Source organism: Enterococcus haemoperoxidus ATCC BAA-382, from assembly GCF_000407165.1.
GTDB classification, from domain to species: Bacteria; Bacillota; Bacilli; order Lactobacillales; family Enterococcaceae; genus Enterococcus_L; species Enterococcus_L haemoperoxidus.
Map to the genome: position 1 here is coordinate 2,066,485 of NZ_KE136479.1, position 13,806 is coordinate 2,080,290.

The 13,806-nt window shown below is 36.4% G+C and carries 11 protein-coding genes; 2 read left to right on the forward strand and 9 right to left on the reverse strand.

What is annotated here, in order from left to right; translation table 11 throughout:
• Position 1 precedes the first annotated feature (1 nt).
• The 4 genes from I583_RS09530 to I583_RS09540 all read right to left on the reverse strand — a co-directional run bounded on the left by I583_RS09530 (position 2) and on the right by I583_RS09540 (position 4,659).
• Positions 2–2,083 (reverse strand): BglG family transcription antiterminator, encoded by a 2,082-nt coding sequence (locus I583_RS09530; protein ID WP_010760696.1) that lies wholly within the window; start codon positions 2,081–2,083, stop codon positions 2–4.
• A 28-nt stretch (positions 2,084–2,111) separates the two neighbouring features.
• The gene (locus tag I583_RS09535; RefSeq protein WP_010760695.1) at positions 2,112–3,557 is read right to left on the reverse strand and encodes a PTS mannitol transporter subunit IIBC; all 1,446 of its coding nucleotides are present in this window, start codon (positions 3,555–3,557) and stop codon (positions 2,112–2,114) included.
• 240 nt (positions 3,558–3,797) lie between these two features.
• The gene (locus tag I583_RS16495) at positions 3,798–4,112 is read right to left on the reverse strand and encodes a CHY zinc finger protein (RefSeq protein ID WP_034696696.1); all 315 of its coding nucleotides are present in this window, start codon (positions 4,110–4,112) and stop codon (positions 3,798–3,800) included.
• A 1-nt stretch (position 4,113) separates the two neighbouring features.
• On the reverse strand, positions 4,114–4,659 hold the full coding sequence (locus I583_RS09540; protein ID WP_010760694.1) for a biotin transporter BioY: 546 nt from the start codon (positions 4,657–4,659) through the stop codon (positions 4,114–4,116).
• 219 nt (positions 4,660–4,878) lie between these two features.
• On the opposite strand from I583_RS09540, the gene I583_RS09545 reads away from it, so the two are divergent.
• A complete protein-coding gene (locus I583_RS09545; protein WP_010760693.1) occupies positions 4,879–5,706 on the forward strand; it encodes an NUDIX domain-containing protein in 828 nt (275 codons plus the stop codon).
• 79 nt (positions 5,707–5,785) lie between these two features.
• Entirely contained in the window at positions 5,786–6,259 is a 474-nt protein-coding gene (locus tag I583_RS09550) for a GNAT family N-acetyltransferase (RefSeq protein WP_244264865.1), read from the forward strand.
• Positions 6,260–6,655: 396 nt separating this feature from the next.
• Here the strand turns inward: I583_RS09550 and I583_RS09555 are convergent, their stop codons facing one another.
• The 5 genes from I583_RS09555 to ilvB form a co-directional block, all read right to left on the reverse strand.
• A complete protein-coding gene (locus I583_RS09555) occupies positions 6,656–8,524 on the reverse strand; it encodes an acyltransferase family protein (protein ID WP_010760691.1) in 1,869 nt (622 codons plus the stop codon).
• Positions 8,525–9,248: 724 nt separating this feature from the next.
• Complete coding sequence (gene ilvA / locus I583_RS09560) at positions 9,249–10,502, reverse strand: threonine ammonia-lyase IlvA (RefSeq protein WP_010760690.1); 1,254 nt, start codon at positions 10,500–10,502, stop codon at positions 9,249–9,251.
• A gap of 72 nt (positions 10,503–10,574) precedes the next feature.
• Entirely contained in the window at positions 10,575–11,570 is a 996-nt protein-coding gene (ilvC, locus tag I583_RS09565; protein WP_010760689.1) for a ketol-acid reductoisomerase, read from the reverse strand.
• 54 nt (positions 11,571–11,624) lie between these two features.
• Entirely contained in the window at positions 11,625–12,107 is a 483-nt protein-coding gene (ilvN, locus tag I583_RS09570; protein ID WP_010760688.1) for an acetolactate synthase small subunit, read from the reverse strand.
• A 1-nt stretch (position 12,108) separates the two neighbouring features.
• Positions 12,109–13,803: a biosynthetic-type acetolactate synthase large subunit gene (gene ilvB, locus I583_RS09575; protein ID WP_010760687.1), complete on the reverse strand. Its 1,695-nt coding sequence runs from the start codon at positions 13,801–13,803 to the stop codon at positions 12,109–12,111.
• Positions 13,804–13,806 lie beyond the last annotated feature (3 nt).

Genomic DNA, 13,806 nt, shown 5'->3' on the forward strand with positions numbered 1-13,806 from the left:
ATTATTTTTTCCTCGATTCTAAATAAATTAATAATTTTTGAATAAAATACGTCGTGACTTCTTCATTCATACCATTCTCCAAAAGCTGAATCATTTGGTTATTGTCAACAAACAAAGTGCTGATATAACTAATTACTTCCAAACCTTCTTGTGAAAATTTCTCAGGAACTAGCAGTAAAGCGATTCGATCAATTAGCATTTTTGTATGGTCCATCGTTTCAATGTAGATAGACTGCTCTAATGAAAATAATTGAAAAAAAGGTTCTTTGATTGATTCATTACGGGCATGAAATAGTCCAATTTTTGTCTCAGGTATACCAAATGCTTTCCAATTGCCATCGTATAAGAAAGTGCTGACTAATGACTCAACGTCTAACTCCGGTACTTTTTCCAAAAGCTGTGTACAAATGACCCTAATCGTATCTTCCATTGTTCCTAGGTTTTCGTTTAACTTTGAATAGCTAAAATTCTTTAAAATTGTGAGAACAATCGAAGCGAAGACTTGTTGTTGTTCTAGAAAATGAGTTGCTTCAAGTAACGTTAACTGCACCGCTTGTTCTTCTTGTGCAATTTTTTTATGGTATCCACTATGCAAACTTTTCAAAAATACACTAATTTGAGAGAGTTCTCTTTCAGTTAAAATAGGTGAAACTAAGAAATAATCAAAATCCACTTGACCTAAATCAATTGTAGAAATAATGATATTATAACTACCTTCCGCTTTCTTTTTTCCTAATTCAAATAAGGAAACTGTTTCTAATTTTTTCAATTGAGGAATTCGCTGACGTAATCGAGTAACCAACATCCTTGACGTACCAATACCACTAGCACATACAACTAATCCCGAAAAACTATTTTCACTTTCTAATTGCAATAGTACCGAACCAAAATGCAAAACCAAATAGCCAATTTCCTCATCCGGGACTGACTTTTCTTGATACACTTGATCGAACGCTCGCCTGACCACTTCAAAGAGATCCGCATAATCTTGTTTGATCGAATGGATCAATGGATTATAAATTCGCATGCCTTGACGCAATCGTCTTAGGGTAGGACGTAAATGAGCAATCAGTCCTTTTGTTAAAAGTTCTTTTGGTAATTTTTGATTAAGTTCAGCTTCAACGTTAGTAATTAATTGTTTAACTAAAATCATTACTTCCAATTCTTCATTTTCCATGAAGTAAATCGAATTTTCAGTGGTTTTCAGACCTCTAAGATGGGTCGTCACATAAGCTGCTTCACCTACAGGTACAAATTCTGCTTCCATATCTAAAATATCAGCTAGCATGTTCTGTGCTGCAATAAATTCTGGATAGTCCCTCATTTTATCGCTGGTTCCATTTGGTTGAATGAAATTTCCTGCAATCATTCGTTCAACTGAAATTGAAATGTGTACAATCAAATTCGCATACGCTTCATCATTGATTCCCTCAGAAGTGTTACTACGCCAATTTTTAACACTTTGCTCCACTTTTTTTAATAGTGATTCACTAACTAAATCAAGTAAGCGATCTTCTACCCAATCATTGGTAGCCAGATCTCGAGATTTTTCTTGGAAAAATTTTAGTAATCGATAATCGGGAAATTGTTCCCCAAAAAGTGCACTCATCAAACTTCTTTTTTGTGCTTCATCAGCTTTTAGCGATACACCAAAGCCTCTTCTTCTTTCAATTTTGACTGTGTTCGGTAGTCGTTCTTCAATTTTAGTCAGATCATTGCTGATTGTTGAGATCGTAACATTTAGATCGTTCGCAAGCCCAACCAATTTTATGCTCTCTTCTTTTAAAAGCACTTTAAGAATTTTCTGTTGGCGTTCTTCTGGACTATAGTCGCTATAGGATAAATCCATTAATTGCCAGCGGAAGCGTTGTTTATCAGAATCCTGTCCAATCAAGGTTAAGACTCCATGCTCTTTCGTAAACTTAAGCTGATAAGAAGCCAAGATACTTTCAACTTCCTTTAAATCACGCCGGATAGTTCGTGGACTAACACGTAAATCTTCAGCCAATTCATTAATAAAAACAGGCCGATTATTGGTCAACAGCTGTTCCATGATTAGCCGAGCTCTTGCTGAAAGATACATGGAATTCTCCTCTCAAAAACGTTATTATTTAAACAGATGTTTTAACGACTGATAACTTTTCAACTAATTCATCATATTTATCACTACTCAAAAAATTATCAACAGATACATGATACGCTTTAGGTAATTTTTCTTTTGCTCGTGTAGTTAAATCTTTATGAGTCACTACAATATCCGCATCTTCTGGTAATTGTGCTATAGCTGAGTTGACAACTTCAATCGGTAATCCCGCTTTTTTCACCTTGTTTCGCAAAACAGAAGCACCCATTGCACTAGATCCCATCCCTGCATCACAAGCAAAAATAATTTTTTTCGTATGGGCAAATGTTTCAACTGTATCACTCATTTTTTCAGCAGTAGAAAAGCTTGTTTGCACTTCTGGTGTCATCGTTTTGCGACCTTTTAAAGCACTCGCTTTTTCAGAAGCATCCTCAATAGTTATATCTGCCACTTTTGAAGTCTTTAAAACAACAGCAGAGATAGCAAATGAAACGACTGTCGCTACAACGATTCCTGCAAAGACACCCAAATAACCATCTCGCGGCGTCATAGCCAAAATTGCAAAAATACTCCCAGGTGAAGCAGGTGCTACTAATCCAGCGTTAAATAGTGAAAAAGTCATCACACCTGCCATTCCACCACCGATTGCAGAGAGAATCAATACAGGTTTCATCAAAATATATGGGAAATAAATTTCATGAATACCGCCTAAAAAATGAATGATCATCGCTCCAGGAGCAGTTTGTTTTGCACTGCCTCGTCCAAAGATCGTATAAGCCAATAATATCCCCAATCCAGGACCAGGATTTGACTCTAATAAGAACAAAACAGAACGACCACTTTGTGCAGCCTGTTCAATCGCAATTGGACTAATCACACCATGGTTAATCGCATTATTCAAGAATAATACTTTTGCTGGTTCAACGAAGATACTTGCTAAAGGAAGCAATGCGTTCTCAACTAAAAAGCCAACACCCGTTGCCAAAATATTATTCAATCCTTCAACAGCTGGGCCAACGATCAAGAACGCAATAATCGCTAAAATTGATGCTAAAATACCAGATGAAAAATTATTGACTAACATCTCAAAGCCCGGTTTGATCTTACCATCAACTAATTCATCAAATTTTTTAATACAATAGGCACCAGCAGGTCCAACCATCATTGCTCCGAGAAACATTGGAATGTCAGCTCCTGTGATCACTCCCATCGTGACCATTGCTCCAACGACTCCGCCACGAATATCATAGACTAATCGTCCACCTGTAAATCCAATCAAGATCGGCAACAAATAAGTAATTGTCGGCCCTGTTATTTCATTCAATTGTTCATTAGGAAACCAGCCAGTAGGGATAAATAAGGCAGTCAAAATGCCCCACGCAATAAATGCCCCAATATTCGGCATAATCATTCCACTAAGAAAACTGCCGAACTGCTGAACTTTCACTTTTATATTCCCTTGAGTTTGATCCATTGTTTTCCTCCTTCTTCTGAAAACAAGAAAAATATTAAGTCTTTTGATCTGCGCAGATCACTTTTTTGATAGAGCTTTTCTTGTCTTCTACATTGTAAACGCTCTCCTATACGGTTACAAGAAGATGAAAGTGTAGTTTTGTCCAAAGCTTTTGGACAAAAATTGAAGAATAAATGAATAACACAAAAAAACTGAACAGAGCATTTTTTGCTCTGTTCAGTTCTTTTATAAAACGCTCATCTAATTAAAATAAATAGACGCATGTCTTGAACAATTGGGATTAAACAAATGTCCGCAATTTAAACATTCCGTTTGCTCCTTATATTCCTTAGCAGTCATTTCATTTTGGCAAACGCCACAAAGAACTACTTTTGCTTTTGACACATCTGAGTTTGGCCAAGGCATGAACCTATGCTCTTCCAATTCATCATGACAGTGAAAACAGGCATAATATTTTCTGCAAAAGTAACATTTATTGGCAATCACATCCACTAAAGAATCATAATGAATGCATCGACTATTGTTATCAATCGTTAATCCAAATATATTTGCCAAACTAGTTTCCCCTTTTGGAAAGCGATTTTGAAATCCTTTTTGCTATAATAGCAGTTAGAAATGCTTTCATCGTATCGCCAGGAATAAAAGCTAGACTTCCCAACAAACTTTTTGACAGTGTAACATCTGATAAAAGACTCACTCCAACTGCGCCACAAAAATCAATAAATAAAGCGCCAAATAATAAAGTAATGCCAAATCCATACGCACTATTTTGATTATTTGGATTAAATTTTTCACTCATCCAGCCAATAAAAAAGGTAGCAAATGGATACGCTAAAAGATAGCCTGCTGTGATACTGAAAAAGACAGTCATTCCCCCTCTACCACCAGCTAGAATTGGAAAACCGATTGCAACAAGAAGTAGGAAAAGCATTGTTGCAATCGTACCGTTTTTCTTACCTAACAGTAATCCACTAAGCATAAATCCGGCGTTTTGAATCACGATAGGCACTGGTAAAAAACTAATTGGAATAGGTGGAAAAAAACCTAAAACAATAATAATACTGACCATAATTGCAATTTTAGTCATGTCTTTAGTTTTCATTTTTTCTCTCCAAACGATAAATTATATTTTATATAATTAAAAATACTATTTCCAAACACTTTTGTCAACCTTTTACAAATAAAGGTTAACCAAAAAGTGATGGTTCCTGAAATAGATTGATTTTCTTGAAAGAAAAACACGTGTTTAGTTGTTTTTCCTGATGATAATGATACAATAAAGTAAAAATTACTTTTATCTTATTTAGAGAGGATGAATAACTTGACACACTTTAGTTCAAAGGAAGAAGAAAAGCAATATTATGAACAACAAGCTGATGAAGCTGACTTTCTAAAATGGTACCACCAACAAGAACTTCCTGAATATGAAAAGCCTTCTCTGACTGTAGATATTGTTTTAATGTGCTATAACAAAGAAGAAGATCAGCTGAAAATACTTTTAATTAAACGAAAAAGTCATCCCTACAGAAATTCTTGGGCATTGCCTGGCGGATTTGTAAATCGTAATGAGTCAACTGGTGAAAGTGTGTTGCGAGAAACAAAGGAAGAAACTGGTGTCGTGATTTCCAAAGACAACATCGAGCAACTGCACAGTTTCAGCAGACCTGACCGTGACCCACGTGGTTGGGTAGTAACAGTTAGTTACCTCGCATTTATAGGTGAAGAACCATTGATTGCTGGAGATGATGCTAAAGAAGTTCGCTGGTTTACAATGGAACGCAAAGAAGGCACGCTTTTCCTTACAAACGATGATGTAGAAATTATTTTGGATTTGAATACCGGAGCTTCAACTGGAAAAGATACTTTGGCTTTTGACCATAGTGAAATCATCCTGAAGGCTTTCAATCGAGTTGCCAATAAAATGGAACATGATCCTCAGGTTTTACAAGTTTTAGGAAAAGACTTTACAATCACAGAAGCCCGAAAAGTTTTCGCTAAATTTTCCGGTATTGATTATAAAACCATTGATCACTCAAACTTTAAAAAAGCCATGCTTCATCATTTTAAAGAAATTGGAGAACGTCCTGTTGGCATCGGACGCCCCTCAAAAATCTATCAATTAAAACCTGAGAACTCTTACAAAAAATAATATTTTATTCAATAAAAGGAAGACTACTGTTATGGCAATTTATTTAAGAAAAGCTGCTCCAACTGATCTAACCAAAATAATGGACATTATTAGGGCAGCTCGTCAGTTTCTCCATGCTCATACTATTCCTCAATGGCAAAACGGTGAGGGTCCAGATGAAAAACAATTGATACAAGATATTGCCACTCAACAATGTTATGTTTTGATTGTCGATCAAGAAATTGCTGGCCTCGGGATTATCTCATCTGACATTGAAGAACCTTATGAACAGATAAAAAATGGTCATTGGCAACAGGCATCAAAGGATTATGTCGTGATTCATCGCGTTGCCATTGATCCTGTATATCACGGTAAAGGACATGCATTACTTTTAATGAACTTACTAATTACTACTGCGAGATTAAATAATCAATTCGACATTCGAATCGATACTCATCCAGATAATAAGCCGATGCAGCATCTAATTAAAAAAGCTGGCTTTCATTATCAAGGTGAGTTATCATTGCCTGTGGCTGATGGTCAACGATTTGCTTATCAATTAATTCTCTCATAAATAAGAAATGTGAAACATAAATCAGTAAATTAGCTGATTTATGTTTCACATTTTTTATAGCCGCTCGACTTGGAACTTCTTTGCTAATTATTCATAAGTGAACGAATAAATGGCCAGAATCAGAGTTTCATCTAGTGATCAATTCAAATATAATTAATGTACGTTTATCTTTATAGCTAATAAAGAATATACCGTAGAAGTCATATGGGTTATAGAAATTACCTCTTAAATTGCTTGTCTGGTTGCATCACATTTCCAACACCTCATCATCTTTCAGACACGATAAAAAGCCTTTTCCTAAAACTTTATTAGGAAAAGGCCATTTAGTTAAAAGTTATACTATCACTGCAGTCAGGTAATTGATTTTAAATCAATACTCTTTAACACAGTACTTTGTCATTTTAAAATTTGTTTCGCAATAAAACTCGAATACTTTACTTGACCATCTACATTAGGATGGACACGATCATCGTAAAACCATTCATCATGTTCATTACTATAACCGTACCAGTCAATAACAACTAGATTTTTATATTTCTTTTTCATAGTTTCTAACATTGCATTAACTTCATTCTGCCATCGACGTGTTGGAACGCGAACATTGATCCAATAAACTTTACGCTTAGAACCAATTGCTGTCATAAACTCATCAAATTGAGCTTCAGTAAATGACCCATTCGTTCCCAGACCAACTAAAACATTCTCTTTCAACAATTTTTCTTTATCTAATTTTTCAATGATCGGTGTGCTCGTATAAAGTTGTCTACCAACTTCACCATCAACAATCATTTTAGGAAAAATCTCTTGCAGTCCAGCGGCTGCATCCAGAATAACCGAATCTCCGAAAGCCGTGATCTCCATCTCTTGTGCTTTCTTAATTTCTTCTGCCGTTAAATCAAAGTTAGCTTCTGACTCTTGAGCTGATTGTTTTGTAGACTCTGTAGTCTTTCCTTCGTTTTTCGCTTTTTCTTCGGCTTTTCGCTGATCTGCTTTCTTTTTGTTTGCTTCAATATTTTTTTGTAATTGCTGTTGATCAGCAGTTACTTCATTTGAAGGTGCGATAGCAAAAGCAAAAAGAGCAAAACAGGATAAAACCACACTGATCAACGTAGTCACTTTAGGGACCGTAAGCCATGGTTTCTGGAAAAAATCTTTGATAGCAAACCATGTATATTGATAATAAAACTTACCCAAGGGCTTTTCAATAAAACGGTAAGAAAGTTCACTGATTCCTAAAATCAGTGCAATTTCAATTAAAGAATGAAGGAACACATGATCACTTAGATTTGTAATTTTTGCTTCGTAAAAAATCATAATTGGGAATTGATACAAATAAATACCATAACTTCTTCTACCAAACCAAGTAAATACTGGATTTGTCAGCCAACGGTTCAAATCAGCACCTGGATGCGCCGTAACTGCAACTAACATTGTCGCAAAGATGCTGACAATAAACATCCCTCCGTAATAAACAAAAGAAAAATGATCTGCTAGGAATAAGAAAGAGAGCAATAAAACTGCTAAAGAGGCAATTCCTACACCATTCAATAAAGTTTTAGCTTTTATCGGAATTTCTTCTTTTAATCGGTAGCTTGGCCAAACAAAAGCCAAACCACTTCCCATTAAAATAGAAAATAGTCGTGTATCTGTTCCATAATAGACTCTCGTTGGATCTGCTCCTGGACTATAAAGAACTGCCATCAAAATCCCTGAACCAACGGCTAGGGTCATAATCAAACCAAAAATCTTACCACTATGTTTAACATACTTTTTAAGAACAATAAATAACAAAGGCCAAATCAAATAATTCTGTGCTTCAACAGCTAACGACCAAATATGAGTAAATGGCGACTGAGTTGTAAATCGATCAAAATAAGAAAAACCTCTGAAAATCTGCCACCAGTTATTATAGTAAAGTACGCTGCTGGCGACTACACTGCGTAAGTTATTCAATAAATCTCTTTGAAAGAGTACAATATACGCTGAAGCTGCGACCAGCATGGCAACAAGTCCAGGATAAAGTCGCTTCATCCTTCGAATATAAAACCCTTTAACATCAATTGTTTCAGTTTGAAGCCATTCTTGTCTTAGTAAATCAGTAATCAAGTATCCAGAGACTGCAAAAAAAATAGGGACGCCTAAATAGCCCCCACGCATTATATTAGGGAACAAATGATAGAGAATCACACCAATGACTGCAATGGTTCGAATCCCATCGAACCCCGTAATATAACGGCGATTTTCTAATCTTTTTTTATTATTCATTTATATTTTCCAACTTTACTAGTATTCTTTTTTATATTTCGAGTAATTTTTAACAAAGGAAACATGATATTAAAATGGATAGATGATAGAAAAAATAAGTCGCGTTTGACCAAAAAAAGGTGGTCTGTTGAAGTGTAAAAAAATTTCTATCTGGCTCATGTTCTTTGACGGTCGTAGTTTTTCTGACCGATTTAATGTAGTAAGTTAAATATACGTTCTTTCCTAACAAATGGCAAGAGCTCTCACTCCATTTTTTGACTTTTTTAAGTAAATTTTAGACAATTCAAAATAAAAAAGATTGAACAATATGCAAGAATTTAATCTTACAGATTATTCAATCCGATATTACAAGTTTTATTGTTGTTTACGGAGCATTTTCTAATATCCAAATAATTGTTAAATGATACATTTTATCTTCATATATTTTTTCAGGCTAGACAGATAATATGTTTTTTGTCCACTGTAAAATCTGTCGTTGTTTTGTCATCAAACATTTTCCCGCCCATTCACCGTTCTCATCTTTTCTTTGAGAACGAATAAGTTACATTGTTTGGAGTATAAACAAAAGTGATCTCTCCTGCTGTTTTTCAAGCGTTGTGTCTTTGACAGTTTTTTCAGTTATTGCTGTTTTCCCAATTAAGCTAATTTCAAAAATAGCCCCCTTAATAAAACGGATTTTCAACTTTCTCTAAGTGATCTATTTGCTATTTTTTTCGTTTACTCGTTAGACAAGTAATGCATATAGCGAAGGATTGTCCTTAAGATCAATATAATTAGGATCAAACTCAGCCATTTTTTTCAGTAAATTTGGTAGTTCCTCTTGATCTTTTAATAATATTCCCAACACAACTGGTCCTGTTCCACGATTGACTTTTTTTGTATATTCAAAACGAGTGATATCATCATTGGGACCTAAAATATCTGTCACAAACTCTCTTAATGCACCCGGGCGTTGTGGAAAATTAATTACAAAATAATGTTTTAGCCCTTCAAAAATTAATGAACGTTCTTCGATTTCTTCCATACGGTTAATGTCATTATTACCACCGCTGATAATACAAACAACGTTTTTCCCTTTTATATCCTCTTTGACTAACTCTAACGCAGATACACTTAATGCTCCAGCTGGTTCCACAACAATTGCTTGTTTCGTATATAACTCCAAAATAGTTGAACAAACTTGTCCCTCATCAACTGCTAATAGATCATCCACATACTCTAGAGCATGCTCATAGGTTAAATTACCAACTTGTTTGACTGCAGCACCATCAACAAATTTTTCAACATTATCCAACATGACTGGCTCGCCCTTATCGAAAGCCGCTCGCATAGACTGAGCGCCTAAAGGCTCAACACCGATTACTGAAGTTGTTGGACTAACACTTTTCGTATATGTTGAAACCCCACCTACTAAACCGCCTCCGCCAATTGCTGCTAGTAAATAGTCTACTTGAAACTCAGACGCCTTAGCTTCTTGGAATATCTCAACTGCCACAGTTCCTTGACCTGCCATAATATTTAAATCGTTAAAAGGATCAATAAAGGCTTGATTATTGGCTTTAGCATATTCTTTAGCGGCTTTAGCAGAAGCGTCAAAGGTGTCTCCAATCAATTGAACTGTTACCTCGTCTCCACCGAAGAATTTCACTTGAGAGATTTTTTGTTGCGGCGTAGTGGTCGGCATAAAGATCGTAGCTGCGACCTGCATTTCATGACAAGTGTACGCAACTCCTTGGGCATGATTTCCAGCACTAGCACAAACTACACCATTTTTTAGCATATCATGAGACGTTTGCTTAATCGCATAATACGCTCCTCTTAATTTGAAAGAACGAACTTTTTGTAGATCTTCTCTTTTTAAATAAACATTACATTTGTATTTTTTTGATAAGTACAAATCGTATTGTAATGGTGTTTTCGTTACGACATCTTTTAGTGTACCGTATGCTTCTTCGATATTTTCTTTTGTTAATTTCACCAAATTTTCCTCACCCTTTATTATGTAAAGGGTTGAGAAAAATAACTTCTTTCTCAACCCCTATTTACTATTTTAGTCTTCTCTTGAAACAAATGGCATCATTTTACGTAGTTCTGCCCCAACTTTTTCAATTGGGTGTCCAGCGTTCTCTTTGCGCATTTGATTGAATTCTTTAAAGCCGTTTTTGTTATCATCAATGAATCCTTTTGCAAATTTGCCATTTTGGATATCAGTTAGAACTTCCTTCATGTTGGCTTTGGCTTCAGCAGTAACGACACGAGGTCCTGAAACGTAATCGCCATATTCAGCAGTATTTGAGATAGAATTACGCATTTTCTCAAATCCTCCCTCATAAATAAGGTCAACAATCAGTTTTAATTCGTGACATACTTCAAAGTAGGCTAACTCTGGTTGGTAACCCGCTTCTGTCAATGTTTCAAAGCCCGCTTCGATCAAGCTTGTTAAACCTCCGCACAATACTGCTTGTTCACCGAACAAATCCGTTTCGGTTTCTTCTTTAAACGTCGTTTCTAATACGCCCACACGAGTGGCACCGATTCCTTTTGCATAAGATAACGCAACATCACTCGCTTTGCCTGTTGCATCTTGATATACAGCAAATAATGCAGGTACTGCAAATCCTTCTGTAAAGGTACGACGAACAAGGTGTCCTGGTCCTTTAGGAGCAACTAAGAAAACATCCACATCTTTTGGTGGGTTGATTACATCAAAATGAATATTGAAGCCATGACCGAATGCTAACGCATTGCCTGCTTCTAGATTTGGTGCAATTTCATTGTCATAAAGATCTCCTTGAATTTCATCTGGAGCTAAGATCATGACTACGTCTGCTTTTTTAGATGCTTCTTCAACTGATAATACATCGAAACCATCGTTACGAGCAGCTTCTGCTGATTTTCCTTCGCGAATCCCGATAATCACTTGATTGCCGTTATCTCTTAGATTTTGTGCATGAGCATGTCCTTGTGAACCGTATCCGATGATTGCGATTGTTTTTCCTTCTAATTGATTGTTTTCTACTGAGTTATCATAATATACTTTTGCCATTTTTGAACCCTCCAAATTTTTTATGCTTATAAGCGTATGCTTTAAGACCTGTTTTTAGTTGTTGCCTCTAGTAAATCCGGTGACACCTGTTCGTGCTAATTGTTTAATGCCGTAAGGTGCGACAACATCAACGAACGCACTGATTTTTTCGCTCGTTCCTGTGACTTGAATCACGACTGAACGTGTACCAACATCGATAACATTTGCTCTAAATGGATCGATCACAGAGAATAGTTCCGCTCGAACAGCTGCTGGTGCATTGACTTTAACTAATGCTAATTCTCTTTCTAAATGTGGTTCATCTGTAATATCGGAAACTTTGATCACATCGATTTGTTTGTTTAATTGTTTAGTGACTTGTTCGCTTTCATTTAAGTCTGCCACTTGGACAATGATAGTGATTCGAGATACATTGTCTAATTCTGTCGGTCCGACTGAGATACTGTCGATATTGACTTGTCTACGAGTCAAAACACCACTAAAGCGATTTAAGACACCAGAATTATTGTTGACAGTTGCTGTAATAATCCGTCTCATTTTAGTCCACCCCCAGCATTTGATAGTTTGCTTTGCCTGCTGGAACCATTGGTAAGACATGTTCCGTAGGTGAAACCATGACTTCGATCAACAAAGGCCCCGTTTCTTTAAACGCTTCTGTTAATTCAGCCTCTACAGTTTCAGGATCATCGATCCTAATCCCTCTGATATGATAAGCTTCTGCCATTTTCACAAAATCTGGTTGGGAGGTAAAAACTGATTCCGAACGGCGACCGTTGAAGAAACTTTCTTGCCATTGACGCACCATTCCTAATGATTGATTATTCAAAATCACGATTTTGATTGGAATATTGTATTCATTTAAAATAGCCAATTCTTGGTTGGTCATTTGAAATCCACCATCACCAACAAAAAGTACGACTTCTTTATCTGGACAACCTAATTTGGCCCCAATTGCCGCAGGCACACCATAGCCCATTGTCCCTAATCCGCCGCTTGTAACAAGTTGTTTTTCATTTTTAAAAGGATAAAACTGAGCGGCCCACATTTGGTGTTGCCCTACATCCGTTGCCACGATTGCTTCACCATTTGTTAACTCTCCGATAAATTCAATAACTTTTTGAGGTTTGATTTCTGCTTTTTGTTCTTTATCGTATTTAAATGGATGTCGTTTTTTTCTGGAAAGATTTAATTTTTTCCACTCAGTACTATCTGCACAATTAATATCGAATTTTAGCATTTCTTTTAATGTTTCTTTCGCATCTGCTACAATTGGAATTTGGGTATCGATCGTTTTTCCGATTTCGGCCGGATCAATATCGACATGAGCAATGATTGCATTAGGTGCAAATTCTTTTGGTGCGCTCGCCAACCGATCATCAAAACGAGAACCGATATTGATCAAAAAGTCGCAATCTGTCAAAGCCATATTTGCCGCAAATGAACCATGCATGCCTCCCATTCCTAAAAATAGTTCATTATCTGTTGGGACAGCACCTAATCCTAATAACGAACTCAAGGTTGGCACTTGATATTGGTTGATGAATTCTACCAGTTCTTTTCCTGCATCAGCATGTAAGACACCTGCCCCAACTAATACCAAGGGTTTCTTTGCAACAGTCAAAGCTTCCATTAATTTTTTTACTTGGAGTTTATTAGGTTTAACCGTTGGCTGGTAGCTTGGTAAGTTAAGCTTGACCTCAATATCTGCATCTGCTTCCATAATCGTCATATCTTTTGGCAAGTCGATTACAACTGGGCCTTTTCTGCCCGTTGTTGCAATATGAAAAGCTTCTTCAATGATTCTCGGTAGTTCTTTGGTCTCCCGCACTTGGTAATTATTTTTAGTAATCGGCATTGTAAGTCCAATGACATCCGCCTCTTGAAAAGCATCTTTTCCGATACCATCTGTAACGACTTGACCTGTGAAAACAACCATCGGGATCGAATCGCTCATCGCATCAGCAATGCCTGTGATAGCATTTGTTGCACCAGGGCCACTAGTTACGATCACGACGCCTGGCTTTCCTGTAGCTTTGGCGTATCCTTCTGCTGCATGAACTGCACCTTGTTCATGTCTTGTCAAAATATGAGGAATATCGCCATCATATAATGCATCATATAAAGGAAGTACCGCTCCACCAGGATATCCAAAAATCATCTCTACTTTTTGCTTCAACAACGCATCAATTAAAATCCTTGAACCATTTTTCATTTTTCTCTGTTTTTCTACCATGAG

What these genes read in the sequence shown, in the direction of transcription:
- I583_RS09540 (WP_010760694.1), bottom strand. Translation starts at nt 4,659, where the DNA reads ATGAAAACTAAAGACATGACTAAAATTGCAATTATGGTCAGTATTATT.
- I583_RS09530 (WP_010760696.1), bottom strand. Translation starts at nt 2,083, where the DNA reads ATGTATCTTTCAGCAAGAGCTCGGCTAATCATGGAACAGCTGTTGACC.
- I583_RS09555 (WP_010760691.1), bottom strand. Translation starts at nt 8,524, where the DNA reads ATGAATAATAAAAAAAGATTAGAAAATCGCCGTTATATTACGGGGTTC.
- ilvB (WP_010760687.1), bottom strand. Translation starts at nt 13,803, where the DNA reads ATGGTAGAAAAACAGAGAAAAATGAAAAATGGTTCAAGGATTTTAATT.
- I583_RS09535 (WP_010760695.1), bottom strand. Translation starts at nt 3,557, where the DNA reads ATGGATCAAACTCAAGGGAATATAAAAGTGAAAGTTCAGCAGTTCGGC.
- ilvN (WP_010760688.1), bottom strand. Translation starts at nt 12,107, where the DNA reads ATGAGACGGATTATTACAGCAACTGTCAACAATAATTCTGGTGTCTTA.
- ilvC (WP_010760689.1), bottom strand. Translation starts at nt 11,570, where the DNA reads ATGGCAAAAGTATATTATGATAACTCAGTAGAAAACAATCAATTAGAA.
- I583_RS09550 (WP_244264865.1), top strand. Translation starts at nt 5,786, where the DNA reads ATGGACATTATTAGGGCAGCTCGTCAGTTTCTCCATGCTCATACTATT.